Source organism: Otariodibacter oris (assembly GCF_009684715.1).
GTDB classification, from domain to species: domain Bacteria; phylum Pseudomonadota; class Gammaproteobacteria; order Enterobacterales; family Pasteurellaceae; genus Otariodibacter; species Otariodibacter oris.
On sequence record NZ_CP016604.1, the window covers coordinates 283636 to 307644 of the forward strand.

Genomic DNA, 24009 nt, shown 5'->3' on the forward strand with positions numbered 1-24009 from the left:
AAAAAGGTGCGTTATTCTACCCTAGAGAATCGAGCAAGTAAAGTAGCAGAATGCTTATTTATTCGCATTTACTAGCCGTAGCAAATATTGCCCATAATCCGTTTTTGCCATTGCATGCCCTAATTTCTCAATTTGAGCATCATTAAGCCATCCATTTCGCCATGCAATTTCTTCTAAACAAGCAATTTGTAAATTTTGCACGTGTTCAATGGCTTTAACAAAAGAAGCTGCCTCGTGTAAGCTCTCATGAGTACCTGTATCTAGCCAAGCAAATCCTCTCCCAAGCAGTTGAACATTGAGTAAACCTAATTCAAGATATTTTTGATTTAAAGCTGTAATTTCTAATTCTCCACGTGCTGATGGTGTAATCTGTTTAGCTAATTCAACCACTCGGTGATCGTAAAAATAAAGTCCTGTTACTGCCCAGTTAGATTTAGGAATCTGAGGTTTTTCTTCAATGGATAGCGCTTTAAATTGTTGATCAAATTCTACCACTCCAAATCGTTCAGGATCTTTGACTTGATAGCAGAAAATAGTCGCACCTTCTCGTGTTACCGCATTTTGTAACATTGGGGTAAATGCTTGACCATAAAAGATATTGTCGCCTAAGACTAAACAAACATTATCACCAGCAATAAATTGTTCACCGATGATAAAAGCTTCAACAATACCTGTTGGTTGTGGCTGTACAGCATATTGAATATGAATGCCAAAATCTTCGCCTTCCCCTAATAAACGTCTAAAGTTGTCCTGATCTTCGGGAGTGGTGATAATTAGAATATCTCGAATACCCGCAAGCATTAACACAGAAAGTGGATAATAGATCATCGGTTTATCATAAACAGGCAATAGCTGTTTGGACGTACCTCGAGTTATCGGATAAAGGCGAGAACCTGAGCCGCCGGCTAATATTATCCCTTTCATAAGGTTGTTACTCCCAAGCGTTGTCCTGCATAACGTTGTTCTAAAATTGGTTGCCACCAATGTGAATTTTCTAAATACCAGTTTATCGTTTTTGCTAAACCTGTTTCAAAGGTTTCTTCAGGTTGCCAGCCTAATTCTCTTTGTATTTTTGAGGCATCAATGGCATAACGCTTATCATGCCCAGGTCGGTCAGCTACAAATTGAATCAATGAACTAAAATCTTCTATATCTTTGATGTAAGCTGAATAAGCGGTCAGTTTATTCTCTTTTTTTGCAATATTGAGTAACTGACAAATAGTTTGTACCACCTCTATATTGGTTTTTTCATTCCATCCACCAATATTATAGTGTTCTCCAATTTTACCTTGCATTAAAACAAGATAGAGTGCTTTTGCGTGATCTTCCACAAATAACCAATCCCGAATTTGATCACCTTTGCCATAAATAGGTAAATTCTTGCCATGAAGAGCATTAATCATTATCAATGGAATCAATTTTTCTGGGAATTGAAATGGACCATAATTATTAGAGCAATTACTGATAATAACTGGTAGATCGTAAGTTCTTCCCCATGCTTGAACTAAATGATCACTCGCCGCTTTTGATGCAGAGTAAGGGCTACTAGGTGAGTAAGCGGTCTGTTCCGTGAATAATTTTGCAGAATCCGAGAGATCGCCAAATACTTCATCGGTAGAAATATGATGGAAACGAAATTGTGATTTCTTTTCTGGTGGAAGTTGAGTGTAATATTCTCGGCTCACTTCGAGTAATGTGTAGGTGCCAATAATGTTGGTATGAATAAAGTCACTTGGCTTATCAATAGAGCGATCGACGTGACTTTCTGCTGCAAGATGCATAATGGCATCAGGTTGATATTGCTTAAACAGTTGGGAAATTTTTTTACGATCGCAGATATCTACCTGTTCAAAATGATAGTTTGCATGGCGCTGAATACTTTCTAAAGAGGCTAAATTTCCTGCATAGGTTAATTTATCAATATTTACTACATTATCATTGGTATTCTGCAAAATATAGCGAATAACTGCTGAGCCAATAAATCCAGCACCACCTGTGATAAAAATTGTACGCATAACAGACCTCTTAAAAGAAATTTTTAATATTGTAGCAAAGTTCTAGAAGTAAATAAGGAATCTTTATTAAAAACAAAATGATTCAAATTTTGTCCTACATCAAATTCTTGCTTGAACGTAATACTTGTTACATAATAGCCAAATTAACTTTAGTTTTTAGTATAAATAGGTGTATATGATGAGTGATATAAATGTGCCGATTATCTTTACCGATGCGGCAGCCAATAAGGTCAAAAGCCTAATTGAAGGGGAAGATAACCCCAATTTACGTCTAAGAGTGTATATTACGGGGGGAGGCTGTAGTGGCTTCCAGTATGGATTTACTTTTGATGAGCAAGTGAATGACGGCGATTTAACGATTGAAAATCAAAATGTAGGATTAGTAGTGGATCCAATGAGTTTACAGTATTTAATTGGTGGTACTGTAGATTATATTGAAGGCTTAGAAGGTTCACGTTTTATTGTGAACAATCCTAATGCAAGTTCTACATGTGGGTGTGGTTCTTCGTTTAGTGTATAAATATTAGTTGTATATCGGAAAAGACCGCTTGTATTGTGGGATACAAGCGGTCTTTTTTTCTGTTTATTTTGCAATATTTGCTTAGAGGGAAATACCCAATCCAAAGAATAAATTAGTCAGTAAAGCCAAAGCTGCCATTTGTCCCAAGAATGGGCGAAGCTCTGTTGGCTCTTTATGTTTATAAACAATTTTTCCTTGTTTAACAAAGATTGGTGTCGTTAATAAAAACAAATAGTTGTAAATATGGTCAAAGTGCAATGCAACAAATAGTAGATAAGAGAGTAAAGCCAAACTGAGTAAGATTATGTGATAGATGCGTCCATTATCTCGACCAATACGCACAATTAAGGTATTTTTCCCAGCAGCTTTATCTTGATAGATATCTCTCAAGTTGTTGATATTGAGTACTGCAACTGCGAGCAAGCCACACCCTAATGCAGGTAGTAAAATCTGCGTAGGTAGAGAGTGTGCTTGTAAGTAGAATGTACCACCCACAGCAAGAAACCCGAAGAAAATAAGCACAGACGCATCACCCAACCCCATGTAACCATAAGGTTTTTTCCCTACAGTATAAGTAATTGCAGCTACAATAGCTAAAATACCCAGAATAGTGAAAGCAACCAGATCTTGCCAACTTTGGTAAGCATAGCCAACCAAAATGGCACCAGAAATTAAACTTAATATGGCAAGTACAATCAATGCCGTTTTTAACTGACTACCCGTAATTTGACCTTGTTGAATTGCTCGTAATGGTCCAATGCGTTGCGCTGTATCCGAACCCTTAACGTGATCACCATAATCGTTTGCAAAATTGGACAAAATTTGCAGTAGTAAAGTGGTTAATAACGCCAAAAATGTTGTTATTCCGTCAAATTTACCCACCCAACCAGCTAAGGCTGAGCCAACTAAAACAGATGCTAAAGCAAGAGGAAGCGTTCTTGGGCGAGCTGTACTTAACCAAACGGAGCAAGCAGAAGATTTTTTCATATCAATAGATTTACCCATTTTTATATAGTTTTACTTTTAAAGCTGTGCATATTATTACACAATAAGCAGAATATTTTTGATCTTTTATGGAAAAACCTCAAATTTATGCAAAACCTCATTCAGCCGATTATCTTTAATCCGATTGGTATTGTTGAAACGCCTTATGGAGAGAAGTTTGCCGTGCCTCGACAACCTAATCTGGTAGCAGAGGGCAAAGGTATTTTACGGTTATTTCCTCCTTATAATAATGCTGATGCGGTGAGAGGATTGGATCAATTTAGTCATATTTGGTTGATTTTCCAATTTGATAAAGTACCAGAGAGAAATTGGCATGCAACTGTTCGCCCTCCCCGTTTAGGAGGAAATGAACGGGTCGGCGTATTTGCAAGTAGGGCAACTCATCGTCCTAATCCTATTGGATTATCTAAAGTTGCTTTAGAGAAAGTGGAGACTAATTCAGGAGAAGTTTTTTTGCATTTAGGGAGTGTTGACTTAGTGAATGGCACGCCGATTTTGGATATTAAACCCTATGTTGTTTATGCTGATAGTGAGCCAGAGGCTAGTTCCGGTTTCGCTCAAGACAAACCAACAGCAAAATTGGAGGTTATTTTTTCAAAATCAGCATTGCAAGCGGTGAGTTCAAGCCCCCATTTTGCAAAATTTAATATTCAGCAACCGATAGAGTTTATTAGTCAGGTTATTGCTCAAGATCCTAGACCTGCTTATCAACAAGGGAAACAGAGTTTACGAGTGTATGGTATGCATTTAGCGAATCATAATGTTCTGTGGAAAATAAGTGAACGAAAGATAAATGTAGCAGAAGTACTTGATGTTGTGCCATTGAACTAACTTAGCTTAAATTACTCCAAGCCTGCACATTATTATGAGTATGATTTAACAGCGTCAATTTAATTAATACCTAATTTAACCTAAAGGATTTACTATGAAATTATATCAATATTTCTCAATTTTGCCATTTCTATTGGTAACGGTGAGTGCATCCGCAGCCATTGCTCAACGTACTGATCAAGTTAGCGATCAGATTATTAATCAACAAGAATCTATATTCCATTTTTCGACAAAAGTAACACGCACAGTAGAAAAAGATCTTATGCAAGCACAAATTTATAGCCGTCAAACGGGGAAAAATTTAACAGATATTAAGAAAAGTGTTTCAGTCAATTTAAATAAAGTGCTTGAAGATATAAAACAATATTCAACTATTAACGTTTCAACCAACGGGATTAGTAATCGAGCAGATTATGATAATGATGGTAAAGTCATTGGTTGGGTTGCAGAGGGGCAAATTTTATTACAAAGTAAAGATTTTGATGCGATGGCCAAGGTATTAGAAACATTAGGTAGTGAGGTTGCTATTGATTATGTGAATTTTAGTGTTTCTCCAGAAGCACAGGCAGCGCTAGAAGATGAAATGACTGTGGAAATTATTAATCAATTTAAACATAAAGCCGAGGTCATCCAAAAGAGTTTACAGGCTAAAAATTATGTATTGGGTGAAATTACTTTAAATACTCCTAATAGTGGTGGTCAATACCAACGTCCTATGCCTATTATGTATGCAACGAAATCATTATCTTCAATGGAAGATGACTCATTACCTTTGGAAGCTGGAACTGGTGAAGTTTCTGCTACAGCTTCAGGCAAGATTATTTTTAATCAGGAACAGTGATTGATGAGCTATTTTATTCGTTTATCTATTATGATTTATTGTTTTTCATTGAGCGGTTGTTTAGTTACGACCGTTGTGGGTGGAGCAGTATCTGCAGCAGGTACTGTAGTAGGGACTGCTGTTGATGTTGTGGATACTATTACGCCAGATATTACGGATTAAATGTGAATTTAATTTTTAACAAGCGGTGACTTTGTGAGGAAAATTTGCAAATCATGTATAACCCGATACAATGTTTACCGTTTTTATTTTTACCTAAGGAATTTATATGAAAATCGAAAAAAATGTTGTACCAAGTATTGCTTATCAAGTTCGCACTCAAGATGGTGTCTTGGTTGATGAAGCACCTGTAGAGCAACCACTTGAGTATTTACATGGACATAATAACCTTGTTATTGGACTAGAAAATGCATTAGAAGGTAAAGAAGTTGGTGAAACATTTGAAGTTCGAGTGAAACCAGAAGAAGGTTACGGTGACTATAATGAAAATATGGTTCAGCGTGTACCAAAAGATGTGTTCCAAGGTGTTGATGAATTAGAAGTGGGTATGCGTTTTATTGCAGATACTGATGTTGGCCCATTACCTGTAGTGATTACTGAAATTGATGGTGATGAAGTGGTTGTTGATGGTAACCATATGTTAGCAGGTCAAGAATTATTATTTAGCGTAGAAGTTGTTGCAACACGTGAAGCAACATTAGAAGAAATTGCACACGGACACGTTCATCAAGCAGATGCAGGCTGTTGCGGAGGCGATCACGATCATGAAGATGGTCATCACTGTGGTTGTGGTCACAGTCACTAATTTAACATTGGTATAACTCATGGATAGTGAGACATTTCTACAAACAGGCACGGATTATCTCCGTGCCATTTTAAGTTCAAAAATTTACGATCTTGCCCAAGTTACTCCATTACAAAAAATGGAAAAATTATCAGACCGTTTGGGCAATCAAATTTATATCAAACGAGAAGATCGCCAACCCGTACATAGTTTTAAAGTACGTGGTGCTTATGCGATGATCTCAAGCCTTTCTACTTCACAAAAAAATGCTGGAGTCATTGCAGCATCGGCAGGTAATCATGCACAAGGTGTTGCACTTTCCGCTAAACACTTAGGCTTAAGAGCCTTAATTGTGATGCCACAAAAAACACCTTCAATCAAAGTCGATGCGGTGCGTTCTTTCGGTGGTGAAGTGTTGCTTTATGGCGCAAATTTTGATGAAGCGAAAGCGAAAGCCATAGAGCTTTCACAAGAACTTCAAATGACTTTTGTTCATCCTTTTGATCATCCTTCCGTTATTGCAGGACAAGGCTCAATTGGATTGGAATTGTTACAACAAAGCAATCACCTTGATTATGTATTTGTGCCTGTCGGTGGCGGCGGATTAGCGGCTGGAATCGCTGTATTGATTAAGCAATTAATGCCAGAGATTAAAATCATTGGCGTGGAAGCGGAAGATTCTGCTTGTTTATATTATGCCTTAAAAGCAGGAGAACCTGTCGAATTAGAAAGAGTTGGCTTATTTGCCGATGGTGTCGCTGTAAAACGTATTGGTGATGAAACATTCCGTTTATGTCAGCAATACATTGATGATGTTGTTTTAGTGGATAATGATGAAGTTTGTGCGGCATTGAAAGATGTTTTTGAAAATGTACGTGCGATAGCTGAGCCTTCAGGGGCGTTATCACTTGCTGGTTTGAAAAAATATGTGAAACAAAATCAGATAGAAAATAAAAATATGACTTGTATTTTATCTGGCGCCAATATGAATTTTCACACGTTACGTTATGTTTCAGAGCGTTGTGAAATTGGTGAAAAGCACGAGGCATTATTAGCGGTAACTATTCCTGAGCAAAAAGGCAGTTTCTTAACATTCTGTGAAATTATTGGAAATAGAGCCGTGACTGAATTCAATTATCGTCATGCAGATGATAGTAAAGCTTGTATCTTCGTTGGTGTCCGAGTCAGCGGTCATAATGAAAAAATGGATATCATTAAAAGCTTGCAAAGCAATGGCTATGATGTGGCTGATCTTTCTGAAGATGATATTGCAAAAACCCATATTCGTTATATGGTCGGCGGACGGACTTCTACTGTACCCAATGAGCAGTTATACAGTTTTGAATTTCCTGAACAAAAAGGTGCGTTACTTCACTTCTTAAAAACCCTGATTAATTGGGATATTTCACTTTTCCATTATCGTGCTCACGGAGCGGATTATGGCGATATTTTAGCGGCATTTGTGATGAATGATGATCAAAAATCTCTCTTCAACGAAGACTTGCAACAATTAGGTTATCGTTATCAAAATGTCAGTGAAAGCCCTGCTTATCAATATTTTTTAAAATAAATTTTCTAAATCTACAAGCGGTCAGTTGTTCAATAAATTTTGCAGAAAAATAGAAATAACTTACCGCTTATTATCATAATAATAAAAGAGGCTATGTTATGGCAGAACGTAAATATTTTGGGACTGATGGTGTACGAGGTAAAGTTGGACAATTTCCAATTACGCCCGATTTTGCATTAAAACTGGGTTGGGCTGCAGGTAAAATTCTTGCCACACAAGGATCTAAAAAAGTGTTAATTGGGAAAGATACCCGTATTTCAGGCTATATGTTAGAGTCTGCTTTAGAAGCGGGGTTGGCTGCGGCTGGATTATCCGCGGCTTTCACTGGACCTATGCCTACTCCCGCAATCGCTTATTTAACTCGAACTTTCCGTGCAGAAGCGGGCATTGTTATTTCAGCATCACATAACCCTTATTATGATAATGGGATTAAGTTTTTCTCAACAACGGGAGAAAAATTACCTGATGAGGTTGAAGAAGCCATTGAAGCATTGCTTGAACAGCCAATGGATTGTGTAAGTTCGGCAGAATTAGGTCGAGCAAGCCGTATTACCGATGCTGTAGGGCGTTATATTGAATTTTGTAAAAGTACATTTCCTGCACATTTAAGTTTAGATGGATATAAAATTGTTGTCGATTGTGCCAATGGTGCAACCTACCATATCGCCCCTAATGTCATGCGAGAATTAGGTGCAGAAGTGATTGAAATTGGTACCCGTCCTGACGGATTAAACATTAATGAAAAATGTGGTGCAACAGATATTAAAGCACTACAAAAAGTGGTTATCGAATCTGAAGCTGATGTCGGTTTAGCTTACGATGGCGATGGCGATCGTCTTATCATGGTTGACCACTTAGGCAATAAAGTCGATGGCGATCAGATCTTATTTGTCATTGCGAGAGAAGCATTACGTGAAGGAAAATTACAAGGCGGTGTGGTTGGCACGCTAATGAGTAATATGAGCCTTGAAATTGCACTCAAAAGTTTAGCAATTCCTTTTGTTCGTGCAAAAGTAGGTGACCGTTATGTTCTTGAACAACTTAAAGAAAAAGGTTGGAAATTAGGTGGCGAAAACTCAGGACATATTATTGTACTTGATAAAAATACAACGGGAGATGGTATTGTTGCCTCACTGGAAGTATTGAGTGCCATGGCGAAAAATAAATTAAGCTTGAATGAGTTGGTAAAAGCAGTTCCATTATTTCCACAAGTCCTAATTAATGTCCGCTTCGAAGGTGGAAATAATCCGCTTGATAGTGAAGAAGTGAAAGCTGTTGCTAAAGATGTTGAACAACGTTTGGCTAGTAAAGGCAGAATTTTATTACGCAAATCGGGTACTGAACCGCTTATTCGAGTCATGGTTGAGTGTGATGATGGTGAATTAGCCCAACGCTGTGCAGAAGAAATTGCGGAAGCAGTGAAGCGCAATTAAGAAATAAGGTGAATTTTATATTCACCTTTTGTTCAAATTAATAGTTCATTTCCGCAAAAGCTTGATCCGCCATAGCAAGAGTATAAGCAATGTCTTCTTCACTGTGGGCTAAAGACATAAAGCCTGCTTCAAAAGCAGATGGAGCGAGGTAAACTCCCTTATCTAACATTTTATGGAAGAAGGTATTGAATGCAGTAACATTGCATTTCATTACATCTCGGTAGCTTTCTACTTTATCTTGTTCAGTAAAGAATAGACCAAACATTCCTCCGACATATTGAGCAGTGAATGGAACATTATGTTTTTGGGCTAGGGTTTTTAAGCCTTCCGCTAACATTTTCGTTTTTTCTGCAAGTAATTGTTCGTTACCTGATTTTGCTAGTTCTGTTAAACACGCTAATCCTGCTGACATAGCGATAGGATTACCTGATAATGTACCCGCTTGGTAAACTGGGCCAGTTGGGGCAATATATTCCATAATTTCTTTTTTACCACCAAAAGCACCGACGGGCATTCCGCCACCGATAATTTTACCGAGAGTGGTTAAATCGGGGGTTACGCCATAATAACTTTGTGCGCCACCTAATGCGACACGGAATCCAGTCATCACTTCATCAATAATAAAGACGGTGCCGTATTGGGTACAGAGTTCACGCAAGCCTTGTAAGAATCCTTCTTTTGGCGGAATACAGTTCATATTGCCCGCTACGGGTTCAATAATTAAGCATGCAATTTCATTTGGATATTGTTCAAAGGCTTGTTTTACTGATTCAAGATTATTGTATTCGCAAGTGAGCGTATGTTTAGCAAAGTCGGTAGGCACACCCGGAGAGCTTGGTTGCCCTAGGGTTAATGCACCTGAACCTGCTTTAACTAATAATGAATCGGAGTGTCCGTGATAACACCCTTCAAATTTGATGATTTTATCTCGTTGAGTATAACCTCGAGCAAGACGAATTGCCGACATAGTGGCTTCAGTACCTGAGCTCACCATTCTGACCATTTCGATTGAGGGGACAAGCTTACAAACGAGTTCGGCTAATTCAATTTCGATAGCAGTAGGTGCGCCAAAACTTAATCCATTGGGTACAGCTTTTAGCACGGCATCAATGATTACAGGATGATTATGCCCTAATACCATTGGTCCCCAAGAACCCACATAATCGATATAGCGTTTCCCTTCACTATCAGTAATGTATGCACCTTGAGCTTTTTCTATAAAGACAGGTGTTCCTCCTACACCTTTAAATGCTCTAACAGGGGAGTTTACGCCACCAGGTATAACTTTTTGTGCTTTTTCAAAAAGTGAGAGAGATGATGTCATGAATTGTTTCCTTTCTTGCTATTAATAGTAAATATTGTACTTTAAACAGGAATATGCAGTGAAAAAAATTGAGAGTTTTGTTGATTATGTTATGCTTTCAACTATTTTCATAAGTCATTTATAAGGATGAAACCTAGTCTATGTGGCTCACATTTCTTGTTGTATTTATTACATCCTTTGTTGTATTAATTGTAATGCGACCAGTGGCGGAGTGGGTAGGTTTAGTGGATAAACCGAATTTTAGAAAACGCCACCAAGGAGTAATCCCTTTAATTGGCGGTATTGCGTTATTTTTAGGAAATTTAGCATTTTATTTGATGCAATGGGAACAGATGAGGTTTCCTTTACTCTATTTAAGTGCGGTAACTATTTTGTTGATCATTGGCGTGCTAGATGATCGTTTTGATATTAGCCCATTATTACGAGCAAGTATTCAAGCTGGTCTAGCAGGGGCAATGATATATAGTGGGCTTTCTATTGCGAGTTTAGGTCAATTAATCGCACCATTTAGTTTAGAGTTAGGTACAATTGGTGTTGTACTGACAGTCTTTATCACTATTGCCATTATTAATGCTTTTAATATGATTGATGGCATAGATGGTCTACTGGCGGGATTATCAAGTGTCAGTTTTGCAGGTATAGGTACACTTATGTGGTTAGATGAGCAATATACATTAGCCTATTGGTGTTTTAGTATTATTTTTGTTTTGTTACCTTATGCGATGTTTAATCTCAGTCTGTTTGGTGCAAAATGGAAAGTTTTTATGGGCGATTCTGGCAGTACTTTGATTGGTTTTACAATAATTTGGATTTTATTGTTGAGTACTCAAGGACAAGGGCATGCTATCAGTCCAATTACTGGATTATGGTTAATTGCTGTTCCTCTGATCGATATGGTCGCAATTATTTTTAGGCGTTTAAAGAAAGGAAAGAGTCCATTTAGACCAGATCGTTTACACATTCATCATTTAATGATGAGAGCAGGGCTAACATCAAGACAGGCTTTGGTTGTTATTACGTTAGGTTCTGCTATATGTACTACAATAGGAGTGTTGGGAGAAGTATATTATTGGAATCAATGGGTAATGTTTATTGGTTTCATTATATTATTCTTTTTATATTCTTATTCAATTGTACATGCATGGCGAATCACGCGTTTTATACGTCGGTATAAACGCAGAATTAGAAAAAACAAATCTAAATAGAGAATTGATTTATGACAGAGCAACAAACAACACATCAACCGAGAAGTAGAGTCGCTATTTTTTTTCGTAGTTTATTTTTACTGATCTTATTCATCATCATTGGTGGCGGCATTGGTTGGGGAATTGCAGCAACTCAACCAGTTCAATGGAAAGTAACAGCTAAATTTGAGCCACCTAAAGTGGTAAATTTGGGCAATTATTATGATTTAGCAAGTACTTATTTATTGTTGCAAGGAAGTTCAGTTAGTTTGGAATTAGTTGATAAGATGCTGGGTGATGAAAGTTATAGCGAGTTTAAGCGTAGCTTAACTTCATCTGATATTTTGCAACAATTTTTACTTCAAAATGAGAGTGTGAATAAGTTAGCTAAAGATCATAAGGCCTCAATTGAAGCAATGGCACAAGAGTTGATCGGTAAGTTTCAATTTAAAGAAAAAGAGAATACCGTATCTTTCTTATTTGATGATGCTGAACTAGCATTCCAAATATTAAATGAATACATCCAATTTGTGACAATTCAAACTCGTTCTGTGTTAAATGGAGAATTAATTGCAAAATGGCGAGTATTATTCCAACAAGTGAAACTGGCTTCAGAGACAAATTTAGGGCCAATTCAACAAGGAACTCAAGTGGCTCAACAAGATTGGTCTGGTAAATTAACGTTGATGCGTTCAGTCCAACCTCTTGATGATCAATTGGTGCCGTATCGTTTTGTACAAAGTCCAATGACACCTTCTTCTCCTTATTCACCAGATAAACTGTTATGGGCTATAATTGGGGCATTAGGTGGATTATTATTTGGGTTATTTGTTATTTCCATTTCTAGTTTTTTTCGTCAACGTTAATGAATCATAAAATTAGAGTTCTAATTGTTTTTGGGACTCGGCCAGAAGCAATAAAGATGGCACCCGTAGCAAAACTGCTCAGGCAATATGATGGATTTGAAACAAAAATCTGTGTTACTGGACAACATCGCCAAATGTTGGATCAAGTATTAAGCTTATTTGAGCTTTCCCCAGACTTTGATCTAGACATTATGAAAAAAGGACAGGATCTATCTGATATTACTGCCCAGATTTTATGTGATTTGAAAATTGTGTTAACTGAATTTAATCCAGATTTAGTTTTGGTTCATGGTGATACCACCACAACTTTTGCTACAACCTTAGCCTGTTATTATCAACAAATTCCCGTTGGTCATATTGAGGCGGGATTACGCACAGGGGATTTATATTCCCCGTATCCAGAAGAGGCCAATCGCCGTTTAACAAGTGTATTAGCCAAATACCATTTTGCTCCAACAGAGAGTGCAAAACAGAATTTACTTGCAGAAGGAAGAGTCGAAGATAATATTTGGGTAACAGGCAATACTGTGATTGATGCTTTGTTTTCTGTTTTACAAAAAATCCAAGATAACGAACCGCTTGCACAAAAATTAGCAGGACACTATTCGTTTTTAGATGAAAATAAACGAATAATTTTAGTGACTGGGCATCGTCGGGAAAGTTTTGGACAAGGTTTTGAGCAGATTTGTTTAGCTTTAGCTAAGATTGCGAAAGATCATCCTGATGTACAAATTGTTTATCCCGTTCATTTGAACCCAAATGTGCTAGAGCCTGTTAAACGTTTATTATCCAACATTGATAATGTGTTTTTAATTGAACCGCAAGGATACCTTGCTTTTACCTACCTGATGAATAAAGCTTACCTGATTTTAACAGACTCAGGCGGGATTCAAGAAGAAGCACCATCTTTAGGTAAACCCGTATTAGTCATGCGAGAAACGACCGAAAGACCTGAGGCGATAGAAATAGGAACGGTAAAACTTGTCGGTACTGATACTGATGAAATTATTCGTGCAGTAAACCTATTATTAGACAATGGCGAAGTGTATCAATCAATGAGCCAAGCGAATAATCCTTATGGTGATGGGCAAGCAGCTCAGCGAATTGTGGAAATTATTAGAGGGTTATTTAGTAAATAATATGTCAGCATTTAATACGATTTCAGTGATTGGACTAGGCTATATTGGCTTGCCTACTTCAATAGCGTTTACTCAGTCAGGCAAAAAAGTGATTGGTGTCGATATTAATCACTATATTGTGGATGAGTTAAACCAAGGCAGAGTGCATATTGAAGAACCTAAATTGCCAGAAATGGTACAACAAGCGGTTCGATCACAGTCATTTTTTGCAACGACAAATGTTCAAGAATCTGATGCTTTTATTATTGCTGTACCCACCCCTTTTGATTCTCAGCGTCAACCTGATTTAAGTTATATTCAATCAGCTATTCAGTCGATAGCCCCTTTACTCAAAAAGGGAAATTTAGTTGTTTTAGAATCCACTTCCCCCGTAGGTACAACGGAAAAAATTGCTCACTGGTTGCAAGATTTACGTCCAGATTTAGCTTTCCCTGCTTCGACCCAAAATACTGAACAAGCCGTCGATATTCACATTGCCCATTGTCCTGAAAGAGTGTTACCGGGAAAGATTATGACCGAGCTGTTTGAGAATGATCGCATTATCGGCGGATTAACACCTGAATGTACTCAACAAGCGGTCAGTTTGTATCAACTTTTTGTAAAAGGGGAATGTGTTACAACGGATGCTCGTACCGCAGAAATGTGTAAGCTGACAGAAAATAGTTTTCGTGATGTGAATATTGCTTTTGCCAATGAATTATCGCTGATTTGTGATCGGCTAGGGATCAATGTGTGGGAATTAATTCGTTTAGCGAATCGTCATCCTCGAGTCAATATTTTACAACCGGGAGCGGGTGTAGGCGGACATTGCATTGCCGTGGATCCGTGGTTTATTGTGGCGCAAGCACCAGAGCAAGCTCAACTGATTAAAATGGCAAGGGCAGTGAATGATAATAAGCCACAATGGGTGATTGAAAAAGTAAAAACCGCTTTGGCGGATTGTGTTGTCAGTCGCAATACGAAACCGAGTGAAATCAAAATTGCTTGCTTGGGTTTAGCATTTAAAGCAGATGTGGACGATTTGAGAGAAAGTCCCGCTTTAGCGATTACAGAACAATTAGCAGAATGGCATACGGGAACGATTTTGGCGGTAGAGCCTCATGTTCAGCAATTGCCCGCAACCCTAAAGCAGAAAGTGCAATTTGTGGATTTTAAACAGGCGCTTTTGGATGCAGATATTTTGGTATTATTGGTTGATCACTCGGAATTTAAGTCAGTTACAAGAGAACAATTAACACAACAATGGATTGTTGATACTCGAGGAGTATGGTCAAACAAATGAATCCAATAATTAGCTTGAACGAATGGGAATCTCAATTCTTTAAACGTAAGATCGGAACAGTGGTTTTCGACCGTTCTGCTGTGATGGATGCAATATTTTCTGCTCAAGATTATGATCTAATTACTGCAAAAGTATCCACTGATACGATAGACCAAATAGACTGGTTACAACAAAATGAATTTGAATTAGTCGAGGGGAGTGTTGAATTTTCGTTAGATCTTGCAAATTATCGTGGTGATCTTACCGCTTGTTATCGAGCTGAACCACAAGATCTGGCAAGCCTTTCTCCATTATTTTCGACTGCTTTCCCCCATAGCCGTTTTCGTCCGCCTTATTTTTTAGAAGAAGAAAATCAACGCTTTTATCATCAATGGATAAGGAATTCGCTCTCAGGAGAATTTGATGATCTGTGTTTAGTTGAAAGAGATGAAAAGCAAAACATAATCGGCGGAGTGAGTTTACGGATTAGAGAACAAACAGCCCAAATCGGATTATTAGCCGTGAATGCTCATTGTCGAGGAAAAGGCATAGGTAAAAAATTAATGCAACAATCGATAAGTTGGGCGATTGCTCAGCAAGCAACACAGCTAAAAATTGTGACACAATTGAGTAACCTTGCAGGCATCCAACTTTATCAATCCTTTCAGGCAAAAATCACACAAACACATTATTGGTTTTATCGACAATGCTAACAATTCCTTTTAATAAACCGCCTATCGTGGGAACAGAGTTGGATTATATTCAGCAAGCAATGCAAACCGATAAATTATCGGGTGATGGTCAATTTACCCGATTATGTGAGCAATGGTTTGAACAGCAATTCGGCTCGTTAAAGGTATTACTTACCCCATCTTGTACCGCAGCTTTAGAAATGGCAGCAATTTTGCTCGATATTCAAGCGGGCGATGAAGTGATTATGCCAAGTTATACCTTTGTTTCCACGGCGAATGCTTTTGTGTTGCGAGGGGCAAAGATTGTCTTTGTTGATGTTCGTCCTGATACGATGAATATTGATGAAACGAAAATTGAGCAAGCAATTACATCAAACACAAAAGCGATTGTCCCTGTTCATTATGCAGGGGTTGCTTGTGAAATGGATACGATTATGGCGATTGCTCAACGACATAATCTTTGGGTCATTGAAGATGCGGCTCAAGGGGTAATGGCAAGTTATAATAAACGAAAACTCGGCACGATCGGACATATCGGGTGTTATAGTTTTCACGAAACCAAAAATTATACCTCTGGCGGAGAGGGCGGTGCGATTTTAATTAATCAGCGAGAGCTAGTGGAACGAGCCGAAATCATCCGAGAAAAAGGCACGAATCGCCACCAGTTTTTCCGCGGGCAAGTGGATAAATACACTTGGCGTGATATTGGCTCAAGTTTTCTAATGTCAGAATTACAAGCGGCTTACCTTTACGCTCAATTGCTTCAAGCTGAAAAAATTAATCAAAAGCGTTTAGCCATTTGGAATCGCTATTACAATGCCTTTTTGTCTGTAGCTAATAAAGGGCGTGTAGAAATTCCGCATATTCCAAATCAGTGTGAGCATAATGCCCATCTTTTCTTTTTGAAATTACGAAATACGCAAGATCGAGCAACTTTTATTCAGAAAATGAAAGAGCAGGGTATTTTGACTGTATTTCACTATATTCCATTACATTCTAGCCCTGCGGGAGAAAAGTTCGGTGATTTTAATAGTGAGGATATATTTACTTCTTTAGAAAGCGAGAGATTAGTTCGATTACCGCTATTTTATAATATGACAGATGATGAATTAGCAAAGATCATCAACACGACGTTATCCATATTAAATGATGAATAAGTTAGCGAATACAACCCTTTGGATATTCAGTGCAACGGCAATCAAAATGGTTGTTGGGCTTGCGATGATTAAGCTATTTACGCTGAAATTTGGTACAGAAGGGTTAGGTTTAGCTGCTAATTTTATGACGTTTTTAACAGTTCTGGGTGTGTTATCGGGGGCGGGGATTTTTAATGGGGTTACAAAATTTGTCGCATCTTTCGAGAATAATCCCCAAAAACTATCGGAAACCCTTTCTACTGCAAGTTGGATCATTCTGTCATTTTCAATTTTTTTACTGGTTGTCTTAACGATTTTTGCTAGTGAAATTAGCCAATGGCTTTTTTATTCGGATGAATATCAAATCGTTATTCTCTATATTGCCATTATTCAAATCGTACTCGCTATTGGCTACTACTTTTCCGCAATTTTAAAAGGCTTTCAAGATGCGAAAGGTAATGCAGTTAGTCTCATTATTAGTGCTGTTTTAGGCTTGGTGCTTTTCCTTGGGTTACTGTTTTGGGGAAATTATAACAGTGCGGTAATTGGGCTTGCAGTTGTTCCTTTGTTTGTTGCAATCCCTGCTGGTGTTTTTTTAAAACCTATCTTTAAGCAATTATTGCCCCATTCTTTCTCTATTTCTTTAGCGAAACAATTACTAAAATATAGCGTAATGGTGCTGATTACTGCGATTACTATTCCCTTAGCTTACTTCTTCTTGCGTGATTTACTTTTCCAATATCATTCCTTACAAGCGGTCGGTTTGTGGCAAGGAATGACAAAAATTTCCGATGCCTATTTACAATTTATTACTGCCATTTTTTCGGTTTACTTGCTACCTATATTTGCTAAATCAAAAACCAAAAAGGTAATTAAACAGCAAGTAAAAAGTATGTTAGTGAAAGTCAGTATTGCAATGATTGGTTTATCAATACTGATTTATGTATGTAGATCGTGGATTATTTTATTACTCTATTCTGCCGAGTTTTCATCGATTGAAAGTTTGTTTAGTTGGCAATTAGTGGGCGATTTTTTTAAGGTGTTAAGCTATATCTTTGGTTATTTAATTGTGGCTAAAACTGCACTAAAACTTTATGTGTTGGCGGAAATTTTTCAATTGGCGTTATTATTATTGTTTGGCTATTTCTTTATTCCAAATGGGGCAGAATTAGGGGCAACACAAGCTTACGGCTTAACCTATTTTTGCTATTTTGTCTGTTGTTGTGTAGGCTTTTATGTGTATCAACGGAGAGGAAATGTGGGGAGTGAAACAGTATGACAATGATTTATCATATTTTAGGTTCAAATATTCCACACCATAATCAGACTGTTTTAGGTTTTTTCCAAAATGAATTATTACCTAAATTCTTACCTAAAGAGGAGTCCAAAAATCATCAGTTTTGGGTGGTTGGGGAAAGTTCATTACAAACAGATTATCCTCATTTAGCGTTGAAATATTTTTCGACTAAAAAGCAGATTGCTAACGAATTGATACAGTTAGCTAAAAGTGAACAAGATTGTTATTTCTTATTTCACGGACAATTTAATCATTGGATTTGGCTCGCTATTTTGTTTAAGCAGTTACCATCTGATCGTTGCATTTGGCATATTTGGGGGGCTGATTTGTATGAAGAATCTACTCAATGGCAGTTTAAGCTATTTTATCCTTTGCGTCGTTTCGCTCAAAAGCAGTTATTTCGAATTTGGGGGACATTAGGGGATTTGAAGTATGCCCACCAAAATTTAAAGCGAAATACAGAATTAGATCGTTTAGTTTATTTCCCTACTCGTTTACCTTCAGAAACGTTGCCATCAACAATATTACCTTGTGAACAATCAGCTAAGCGTGATAGAAAACTCACTATCTTAGTGGGTAATTCGGGTGATAGTTCAAATCAGCATATTTTAGCCTTACGGCAAATTAAACAATCATTGGGATTGGGCGAGCAAATTAAATTGATTCTACCGATGGGCTATCCCGCTAATAATCATCGATATATTGAATTAGTGGAGCAAACCGCAAATGAACTTTTCCCGTTGGGTGTTGTAGATATAATTAAAGAGAAAATGGATTTTAACGATTATCTATCACTTTTAGCAAAATGCGATCTAGGTTATTTTAATTTTAAACGGCAACAAGGCATCGGTACAATTTGCTTGTTAATTCAGGAAAATATCCCTGTAGTTCTTGATCCTCAAAATCCATTTTTGGAGGATATGCAAGCAAGCGGTATTTCATTTTTAACCACAGATCATTTTAGTGTCGAATTGATCGAAAAGAAACGACAAGACTTAGCCAATATAGATAAAACACGTATTCCATTTTTCCCATCAAATTATTTGACTCATTGGCTTCATAATTTAGCAGAGTTGGGATAAACATTTTTTACTTAAGGATAATTATGCACTTTAAATCACTTTTTAAACCGATTTCACTTTTATTTTTTGCATTGGCACTCATTGCTTGTAGCACAACAGTAACAGATCCTAATATTGGTCGAGAAGATTTTTATCAATATGCGAAATGGATGGATAGAATGGAAGTTTCGCTTGCGACTGTTTTGGATGATCAAGTTATGAGCGCTCCAGCAAAAGGAGAACCTTCCCCAGAAGTAAAAGAAACGCTATCTTTAGCAATGAATCGTCAATTGGATAATAATATTAGTACGCTCAAAGCGTTGAATATTCGTCACGTTGAAGTTAAACAACTTAAAGATATGACGTTACATATGCTAACGTTATCTAAACAAATGATGCCATTACTCGCAAAAAAAGGGGCGGAATCTGATCCAAAATTAGCAGCTTTAGAGAAGGAGTTTGATGCAGAAGAACAAAAAAGCTCAGCTTTATTCAGAACACTTGTACAACGTTTTGGCTTGCCACAGTAATGTCTTGCTATAATCGCCTTTATCCAGTCATAAGTGAATTACTATAAATGCCTGAATTTATGTTGTTGAGTGTTTTTTATCTCCTCGCTATTTTATTGATAGGGACGATAATTTATCGTTCTTATCATACTAAACCTTTTTCATTACATTTATTATTTAGCCTGATTTACTTAATTACTTTCTTTCTTGGTTTTCCATTTTCACTGATTTTGAATTGGAAATTTGGCGTAGCATTAGCCGATAAGCATACACTCTTTCTCACTTTATTGTATGCATTATGTGGCTATCTTATTTACTTTGTTAGCTATCATTGGGGATTGAGTCGCTATGATAATTACAAAAAGGAAATTGCTTTACCCTCAAATAATGCAAAATTCGAAGCTAAACTGACCGCTTATTTATTATTTTTCATTGCGATTGTCAGTGTTGGGTATTTCTTATTTCTTAATGGCTTTTTACTTTTTCGATTAGAAAAATATAGCCAAATTTTTTCTAATTTAGTTCAAGGTATAGCATTAAAACGCTTTTTCTATTTCTTTCTCCCTGCGTTACTGATTTTCTATTTCTGTAGTAAAACGAAAAAAGCATGGTGGTCCTTTTTAATTGTTGGTGTCAGTTTCGGGGTTTTGACCTATTTAGCCGTTGGTGGAACACGAGCTAATATCGCATTAGTTGTGACCCTTTTCTTGTTGTTAGGTTTGTATCATCGCTACCTGTCTGTTACTTGGATATTTGTTGCGGGTAGTGCAATGGTGCTAGGTATGTTTTATCTCGCTTTATTCCGCTATAACTTAGATGTGCAAGGCGAACAGATGTGGTTTACGTTCCTCTACTTAACACGGGATACATTTTCGCCGTGGGAAAATCTCTCACGAATTTTATCGAGTGATGTTGAGTTTCAAGGGTTAATGCCGATTGTACGTGATTTTTATGTCTATATACCTCAAAGTATCTGGCCAGATAGACCAGATATTGCTTGGAATACAGCGAATTATTTCACTAAAGTGATTTTGGGTAATCAATCAGGCTTGGCTATTTCTCCCACTATATTAGGTTCTTTTTATTTAATGGGAGGGATACCAATGATTATTATTGGGATGGGGCTAACGGGTATTTTGATCAAACTAGGCGATAATATTTTTGACTATGCTCGTTTACAAGGTAATCGATCTTATTCCGCAATCTTACAGGCATATTGTTTAGCCAATATTTTTAATCTCATTATTTTAGTTAGAGAAGGCTCAGATGCATTTGTGTCGCGTTTTTTCTTTTTCAGCTTTGTATTTTGGGTATGTTGGATGAGTGCGAGATTTATCCAGTTTTTAATACACTCAAATAAAGGAGAACTCTAGTGAATAAAGTGCAGATTCGAGGGATTGATATATTAGTGGCTCCTCATCAACAAACGCTGATTGAATATTTGCTTGGTGATGGAGATGAAATCAAAAGAGGAATACTGATTGCTATTAATGCTGAGAAAGTGATTATCAGTGAATCTGATCCGATTATTCGAGATGTCTTGCACAATGCAGAATATAACTATGCAGATGGAATCAGTATTGTTTTATCTATAAAGAAGAAATATCCAGAGTACACAGATATTCAGCGTATAGCCGGTGCAGATTTATGGGTAGGATTGATGAAAAAAGCGAGTCAGCTTAATATGCCAGTGTTTTTAGTTGGAGCACAAGCGGTCACTTTAGCTGAAACAAATGACAAATTGGTAGAAATGGGTGTTAATGTAGTGGGTACTCAAGATGGCTATTTTGATAGAGAGAGTGAAGAGGAAATTATTCAACGCATTGCACAAAGTGGGGCTAAATTAGTTACGGTTGCCTTAGGCTCGCCTAAACAAGAACTATTTATTCAAAAAGCACAATCCATTTATCCTGACGCACTTTATATGGGAGTGGGGGGAACTTACGATGTATTCACTGGTAAAGTGAAACGAGCTCCCCAATTTTGGCAAAAGTTAGGTTTAGAATGGCTATATCGCTTATTATCACAGCCAACTCGTTGGAGGAGACAATTAAGGTTAGCAAAATATGCTTGTTATTACTGGTTAAATAGATTATAAATTAAACGAATCAGATAATTAATCAACGAGCTGCATAAATTAAAAGCAAGCGAAAATATTTTTTCAAAAAGTGCTAGACAACGAGGTGCGAAATCACTATTATACGCCTCCGTTGCGGCGCACTACTAAAACGCGTTCGTAGCTCAGTTGGATAGAGCGTTGGCCTCCGGAGCCAAAGGTCGCAAGTTCGAATCTTGTCGAGCGCGCCAGAGTACGATGTTAGTCCAATGAAAACAATGGTGGCTATAGCTCAGTTGGTAGAGCCCTGGATTGTGATTCCAGTTGTCGTGGGTTCGAATCCCATTAGCCACCCCATTTACAGAAATGTAAATTTATCGGCGAGTAGCGCAGCTTGGTAGCGCAACTGGTTTGGGACCAGTGGGTCGTAGGTTCAAATCCTATCTCGCCGACCAATTTTTTTGCTCTTTAACAACATATCAGACAATCTGTGTGGGCACTTGTTGATGATTGATTTTAAAATAATTTAATTTTGAAGTCTTAATAAGTGTCTATAACTTGAAAATTCATAAAGAATAATAAAGCTAGAAAACAGTTATTGAGCGATTGAACTTTTAATTGAAGAGTTTGATCATGGCTCAGATTGAACGCTGGCGGCAGGCTTAACACATGCAAGTCGAACGGTAACAGGGAAAAGCTTGCTTTTCTGCTGACGAGTGGCGGACGGGTGAGTAATGCTTGGGAATCTGGCTTATGGAGGGGGATAACTACGGGAAACTGTAGCTAATACCGCGTAATATCTACGGATTAAAGTGTGGGACCGCAAGGCCACATGCCATAAGATGAGCCCAAGTGGGATTAGGTAGTTGGTGGGGTAAAGGCCTACCAAGCCGACGATCTCTAGCTGGTCTGAGAGGATGACCAGCCACACTGGAACTGAGACACGGTCCAGACTCCTACGGGAGGCAGCAGTGGGGAATATTGCACAATGGGGGGAACCCTGATGCAGCCATGCCGCGTGAATGAAGAAGGCCTTCGGGTTGTAAAGTTCTTTCGGTGATGAGGAAGGCTATTGTTTTAATAGAACAGTAGATTGACGTTAGTCACAGAAGAAGCACCGGCTAACTCCGTGCCAGCAGCCGCGGTAATACGGAGGGTGCGAGCGTTAATCGGAATGACTGGGCGTAAAGGGTACGCAGGCGGTGACTTAAGTGAGGTGTGAAATCCCTGGGCTCAACCTAGGAATTGCACTTCATACTGGGTCGCTAGAGTATTTTAGGGAGGGGTAGAATTCCACGTGTAGCGGTGAAATGCGTAGAGATGTGGAGGAATACCGAAGGCGAAGGCAGCCCCTTGGGAATATACTGACGCTCAAGTACGAAAGCGTGGGGAGCAAACAGGATTAGATACCCTGGTAGTCCACGCCGTAAACGATGTCGATTTGGGGATTGGGCTATAAGCTTGGTGCCCGTAGCTAACGTGATAAATCGACCGCCTGGGGAGTACGGCCGCAAGGTTAAAACTCAAATGAATTGACGGGGGCCCGCACAAGCGGTGGAGCATGTGGTTTAATTCGATGCAACGCGAAGAACCTTACCTACTCTTGACATCCATAGAAGAACGCAGAGATGTGTTTGTGCCTTCGGGAACTATGAGACAGGTGCTGCATGGCTGTCGTCAGCTCGTGTTGTGAAATGTTGGGTTAAGTCCCGCAACGAGCGCAACCCTTATCCTTTGTTGCTAGCAGGTAATGCTGAGAACTCAAAGGAGACTGCCAGTGATAAACTGGAGGAAGGTGGGGATGACGTCAAGTCATCATGGCCCTTACGAGTAGGGCTACACACGTGCTACAATGGCGTATACAGAGGGAAGCGATATAGCGATATGGAGCGAATCTCAGAAAGTACGTCTAAGTCCGGATTGGAGTCTGCAACTCGACTCCATGAAGTCGGAATCGCTAGTAATCGCGAATCAGAATGTCGCGGTGAATACGTTCCCGGGCCTTGTACACACCGCCCGTCACACCATGGGAGTGGGTTGTACCAGAAGTAGATAGCTTAACCTTCGGGGGGGCGTTTACCACGGTATGATTCATGACTGGGGTGAAGTCGTAACAAGGTAACCGTAGGGGAACCTGCGGTTGGATCACCTCCTTACCAAAGAAATCGACATAGCGAGTGTTCACACAGATTGTTTGATGTAGTAGTAAAAAGACAAAAGACGTTTTTTAACGGAAGACATCTTTAAATGTTGTCCCCATCGTCTAGAGGCCTAGGACATCGCCCTTTCACGGCGGTAACAGGGGTTCGAATCCCCTTGGGGACGCCATTTAAAGATGGCTTTTTTGTCGAGAGATGAATAAGAATTTATCTTAATTGTTCTTTAAAAATTGAGAAACAAGCTGAAAAACTGAAGAGACTTTCAAGTCCGAGAGGATAAGAAGAAGTCTGAGTAAGAATAAAATCTTGTCTGAACAAAAGCAGGC

The 24009-nt window shown here is 38.3% G+C and carries 22 protein-coding genes, 4 tRNA genes and 1 rRNA gene; 23 read left to right on the forward strand and 4 right to left on the reverse strand.

Annotation, left to right across the window (positions count from 1 at the left end; translation table 11 throughout):
* Nucleotides 1-54: 54 nt before the first annotated feature.
* Complete coding sequence (rfbA, locus tag A6A10_RS01355) at nt 55-924, reverse strand: glucose-1-phosphate thymidylyltransferase RfbA (RefSeq protein WP_121124376.1); 870 nt, start codon at nt 922-924, stop codon at nt 55-57.
* Nucleotides 921-2015 (reverse strand): dTDP-glucose 4,6-dehydratase, encoded by a 1095-nt coding sequence (rfbB, locus tag A6A10_RS01360; RefSeq protein ID WP_121124378.1) that lies wholly within the window; start codon nt 2013-2015, stop codon nt 921-923. The genes rfbA and rfbB overlap by 4 nt, the downstream gene beginning before the upstream one ends.
* Before the next feature lie 178 nt (nt 2016-2193).
* On the opposite strand from rfbB, the gene erpA reads away from it, so the two are divergent.
* Nucleotides 2194-2535, forward strand: a complete 342-nt coding sequence (gene erpA / locus A6A10_RS01365; protein WP_418789097.1) for an iron-sulfur cluster insertion protein ErpA — start codon at nt 2194-2196, stop codon at nt 2533-2535.
* Nucleotides 2536-2616: 81 nt separating this feature from the next.
* Here the strand turns inward: erpA and A6A10_RS01370 are convergent, their stop codons facing one another.
* A complete protein-coding gene (locus tag A6A10_RS01370) occupies nt 2617-3522 on the reverse strand; it encodes a 1,4-dihydroxy-2-naphthoate polyprenyltransferase (protein WP_121124415.1) in 906 nt (301 codons plus the stop codon).
* 105 nt (nt 3523-3627) lie between these two features.
* On the opposite strand from A6A10_RS01370, the gene tsaA reads away from it, so the two are divergent.
* The 6 genes from tsaA to glmM all read left to right on the forward strand — a co-directional run bounded on the left by tsaA (nt 3628) and on the right by glmM (nt 8999).
* Nucleotides 3628-4371 (forward strand): tRNA (N6-threonylcarbamoyladenosine(37)-N6)-methyltransferase TrmO, encoded by a 744-nt coding sequence (gene tsaA, locus A6A10_RS01375; RefSeq protein ID WP_121124382.1) that lies wholly within the window; start codon nt 3628-3630, stop codon nt 4369-4371.
* 94 nt (nt 4372-4465) lie between these two features.
* Complete coding sequence (locus A6A10_RS01380; protein WP_121124385.1) at nt 4466-5212, forward strand: SIMPL domain-containing protein; 747 nt, start codon at nt 4466-4468, stop codon at nt 5210-5212.
* 3 nt (nt 5213-5215) lie between these two features.
* Nucleotides 5216-5374, forward strand: a complete 159-nt coding sequence (locus tag A6A10_RS09585) for a hypothetical protein (RefSeq protein WP_170143770.1) — start codon at nt 5216-5218, stop codon at nt 5372-5374.
* 106 nt (nt 5375-5480) lie between these two features.
* Complete coding sequence (gene slyD, locus A6A10_RS01385) at nt 5481-6017, forward strand: peptidylprolyl isomerase (RefSeq protein WP_121124387.1); 537 nt, start codon at nt 5481-5483, stop codon at nt 6015-6017.
* Nucleotides 6018-6036: 19 nt separating this feature from the next.
* Complete coding sequence (gene ilvA, locus A6A10_RS01390) at nt 6037-7566, forward strand: threonine ammonia-lyase, biosynthetic (RefSeq protein ID WP_121124389.1); 1530 nt, start codon at nt 6037-6039, stop codon at nt 7564-7566.
* A 98-nt stretch (nt 7567-7664) separates the two neighbouring features.
* On the forward strand, nt 7665-8999 hold the full coding sequence (glmM, locus tag A6A10_RS01395; RefSeq protein WP_121124391.1) for a phosphoglucosamine mutase: 1335 nt from the start codon (nt 7665-7667) through the stop codon (nt 8997-8999).
* A 37-nt stretch (nt 9000-9036) separates the two neighbouring features.
* Here glmM and hemL read toward each other — a convergent pair whose 3' ends face one another.
* A complete protein-coding gene (gene hemL, locus A6A10_RS01400; protein ID WP_121124393.1) occupies nt 9037-10323 on the reverse strand; it encodes a glutamate-1-semialdehyde 2,1-aminomutase in 1287 nt (428 codons plus the stop codon).
* 140 nt (nt 10324-10463) lie between these two features.
* Between hemL and wecA the strand changes: the two genes are divergently transcribed.
* The 16 genes from wecA (at nt 10464) to A6A10_RS01480 (ending at nt 23852) form a co-directional block, all read left to right on the forward strand.
* On the forward strand, nt 10464-11528 hold the full coding sequence (gene wecA / locus A6A10_RS01405; protein WP_121124395.1) for a UDP-N-acetylglucosamine--undecaprenyl-phosphate N-acetylglucosaminephosphotransferase: 1065 nt from the start codon (nt 10464-10466) through the stop codon (nt 11526-11528).
* Nucleotides 11529-11539: 11 nt separating this feature from the next.
* Nucleotides 11540-12373 (forward strand): hypothetical protein, encoded by an 834-nt coding sequence (locus A6A10_RS01410; RefSeq protein WP_229583608.1) that lies wholly within the window; start codon nt 11540-11542, stop codon nt 12371-12373.
* Nucleotides 12373-13512: a non-hydrolyzing UDP-N-acetylglucosamine 2-epimerase gene (wecB, locus tag A6A10_RS01415; protein ID WP_121124397.1), complete on the forward strand. Its 1140-nt coding sequence runs from the start codon at nt 12373-12375 to the stop codon at nt 13510-13512. The genes A6A10_RS01410 and wecB overlap by 1 nt, the downstream gene beginning before the upstream one ends.
* A gap of 1 nt (nt 13513) precedes the next feature.
* Nucleotides 13514-14794 carry a UDP-N-acetyl-D-mannosamine dehydrogenase gene (wecC, locus tag A6A10_RS01420; protein ID WP_121124420.1) on the forward strand — a complete coding sequence of 427 codons (1281 nt, stop codon included), beginning with the start codon at nt 13514-13516 and terminating at the stop codon, nt 14792-14794.
* A complete protein-coding gene (rffC, locus tag A6A10_RS01425) occupies nt 14791-15486 on the forward strand; it encodes a dTDP-4-amino-4,6-dideoxy-D-galactose acyltransferase (protein WP_170143771.1) in 696 nt (231 codons plus the stop codon). Before wecC ends, rffC begins: the two co-directional genes overlap by 4 nt.
* Entirely contained in the window at nt 15480-16622 is a 1143-nt protein-coding gene (gene rffA, locus A6A10_RS01430; RefSeq protein WP_121124400.1) for a dTDP-4-amino-4,6-dideoxygalactose transaminase, read from the forward strand. Before rffC ends, rffA begins: the two co-directional genes overlap by 7 nt.
* Nucleotides 16612-17880 carry a lipid III flippase WzxE gene (wzxE, locus tag A6A10_RS01435; protein WP_229583609.1) on the forward strand — a complete coding sequence of 423 codons (1269 nt, stop codon included), beginning with the start codon at nt 16612-16614 and terminating at the stop codon, nt 17878-17880. Before rffA ends, wzxE begins: the two co-directional genes overlap by 11 nt.
* A complete protein-coding gene (locus tag A6A10_RS01440) occupies nt 17877-18980 on the forward strand; it encodes a TDP-N-acetylfucosamine:lipid II N-acetylfucosaminyltransferase family protein (RefSeq protein WP_121124404.1) in 1104 nt (367 codons plus the stop codon). The genes wzxE and A6A10_RS01440 overlap by 4 nt, the downstream gene beginning before the upstream one ends.
* A 23-nt stretch (nt 18981-19003) precedes the next feature.
* Entirely contained in the window at nt 19004-19489 is a 486-nt protein-coding gene (locus A6A10_RS01445; RefSeq protein ID WP_121124406.1) for a hypothetical protein, read from the forward strand.
* 47 nt (nt 19490-19536) lie between these two features.
* Nucleotides 19537-20841, forward strand: a complete 1305-nt coding sequence (gene wzyE / locus A6A10_RS01450) for an ECA oligosaccharide polymerase (protein WP_229583610.1) — start codon at nt 19537-19539, stop codon at nt 20839-20841.
* Complete coding sequence (gene wecG / locus A6A10_RS01455) at nt 20841-21566, forward strand: lipopolysaccharide N-acetylmannosaminouronosyltransferase (RefSeq protein WP_121124408.1); 726 nt, start codon at nt 20841-20843, stop codon at nt 21564-21566. The genes wzyE and wecG overlap by 1 nt, the downstream gene beginning before the upstream one ends.
* Before the next feature lie 132 nt (nt 21567-21698).
* Nucleotides 21699-21775 (forward strand) — tRNA-Arg (locus A6A10_RS01460).
* Between the two features lie 30 nt (nt 21776-21805).
* Nucleotides 21806-21881: transfer RNA gene (locus tag A6A10_RS01465), tRNA-His, on the forward strand.
* A 21-nt stretch (nt 21882-21902) separates the two neighbouring features.
* Nucleotides 21903-21979, forward strand: a tRNA-Pro gene (locus A6A10_RS01470).
* A gap of 160 nt (nt 21980-22139) precedes the next feature.
* Nucleotides 22140-23680, forward strand: a 16S ribosomal RNA gene (locus tag A6A10_RS01475).
* 96 nt (nt 23681-23776) lie between these two features.
* A tRNA-Glu gene (locus A6A10_RS01480) sits at nt 23777-23852 on the forward strand.
* Nucleotides 23853-24009: the final 157 nt, after the last annotated feature.

Excerpts from the sequence above, each read along its gene's own strand:
- rfbA (WP_121124376.1), bottom strand. The coding sequence starts at position 924 with ATGAAAGGGATAATATTAGCCGGCGGCTCAGGTTCTCGCCTTTATCCG.
- rfbB (WP_121124378.1), bottom strand. The coding sequence starts at position 2,015 with ATGCGTACAATTTTTATCACAGGTGGTGCTGGATTTATTGGCTCAGCA.
- erpA (WP_418789097.1), top strand. The coding sequence starts at position 2,194 with ATGAGTGATATAAATGTGCCGATTATCTTTACCGATGCGGCAGCCAAT.
- A6A10_RS01370 (WP_121124415.1), bottom strand. The coding sequence starts at position 3,522 with ATGAAAAAATCTTCTGCTTGCTCCGTTTGGTTAAGTACAGCTCGCCCA.
- tsaA (WP_121124382.1), top strand. The coding sequence starts at position 3,628 with ATGCAAAACCTCATTCAGCCGATTATCTTTAATCCGATTGGTATTGTT.
- A6A10_RS01380 (WP_121124385.1), top strand. The coding sequence starts at position 4,466 with ATGAAATTATATCAATATTTCTCAATTTTGCCATTTCTATTGGTAACG.
- A6A10_RS09585 (WP_170143770.1), top strand. The coding sequence starts at position 5,216 with ATGAGCTATTTTATTCGTTTATCTATTATGATTTATTGTTTTTCATTG.
- slyD (WP_121124387.1), top strand. The coding sequence starts at position 5,481 with ATGAAAATCGAAAAAAATGTTGTACCAAGTATTGCTTATCAAGTTCGC.
- ilvA (WP_121124389.1), top strand. The coding sequence starts at position 6,037 with ATGGATAGTGAGACATTTCTACAAACAGGCACGGATTATCTCCGTGCC.
- glmM (WP_121124391.1), top strand. The coding sequence starts at position 7,665 with ATGGCAGAACGTAAATATTTTGGGACTGATGGTGTACGAGGTAAAGTT.
- hemL (WP_121124393.1), bottom strand. The coding sequence starts at position 10,323 with ATGACATCATCTCTCTCACTTTTTGAAAAAGCACAAAAAGTTATACCT.
- wecA (WP_121124395.1), top strand. The coding sequence starts at position 10,464 with ATGTGGCTCACATTTCTTGTTGTATTTATTACATCCTTTGTTGTATTA.
- A6A10_RS01410 (WP_229583608.1), top strand. The coding sequence starts at position 11,540 with ATGACAGAGCAACAAACAACACATCAACCGAGAAGTAGAGTCGCTATT.
- wecB (WP_121124397.1), top strand. The coding sequence starts at position 12,373 with ATGAATCATAAAATTAGAGTTCTAATTGTTTTTGGGACTCGGCCAGAA.
- wecC (WP_121124420.1), top strand. The coding sequence starts at position 13,514 with ATGTCAGCATTTAATACGATTTCAGTGATTGGACTAGGCTATATTGGC.
- rffC (WP_170143771.1), top strand. The coding sequence starts at position 14,791 with ATGAATCCAATAATTAGCTTGAACGAATGGGAATCTCAATTCTTTAAA.
- rffA (WP_121124400.1), top strand. The coding sequence starts at position 15,480 with ATGCTAACAATTCCTTTTAATAAACCGCCTATCGTGGGAACAGAGTTG.
- wzxE (WP_229583609.1), top strand. The coding sequence starts at position 16,612 with ATGATGAATAAGTTAGCGAATACAACCCTTTGGATATTCAGTGCAACG.
- A6A10_RS01440 (WP_121124404.1), top strand. The coding sequence starts at position 17,877 with ATGACAATGATTTATCATATTTTAGGTTCAAATATTCCACACCATAAT.
- A6A10_RS01445 (WP_121124406.1), top strand. The coding sequence starts at position 19,004 with ATGCACTTTAAATCACTTTTTAAACCGATTTCACTTTTATTTTTTGCA.
- wzyE (WP_229583610.1), top strand. The coding sequence starts at position 19,537 with ATGCCTGAATTTATGTTGTTGAGTGTTTTTTATCTCCTCGCTATTTTA.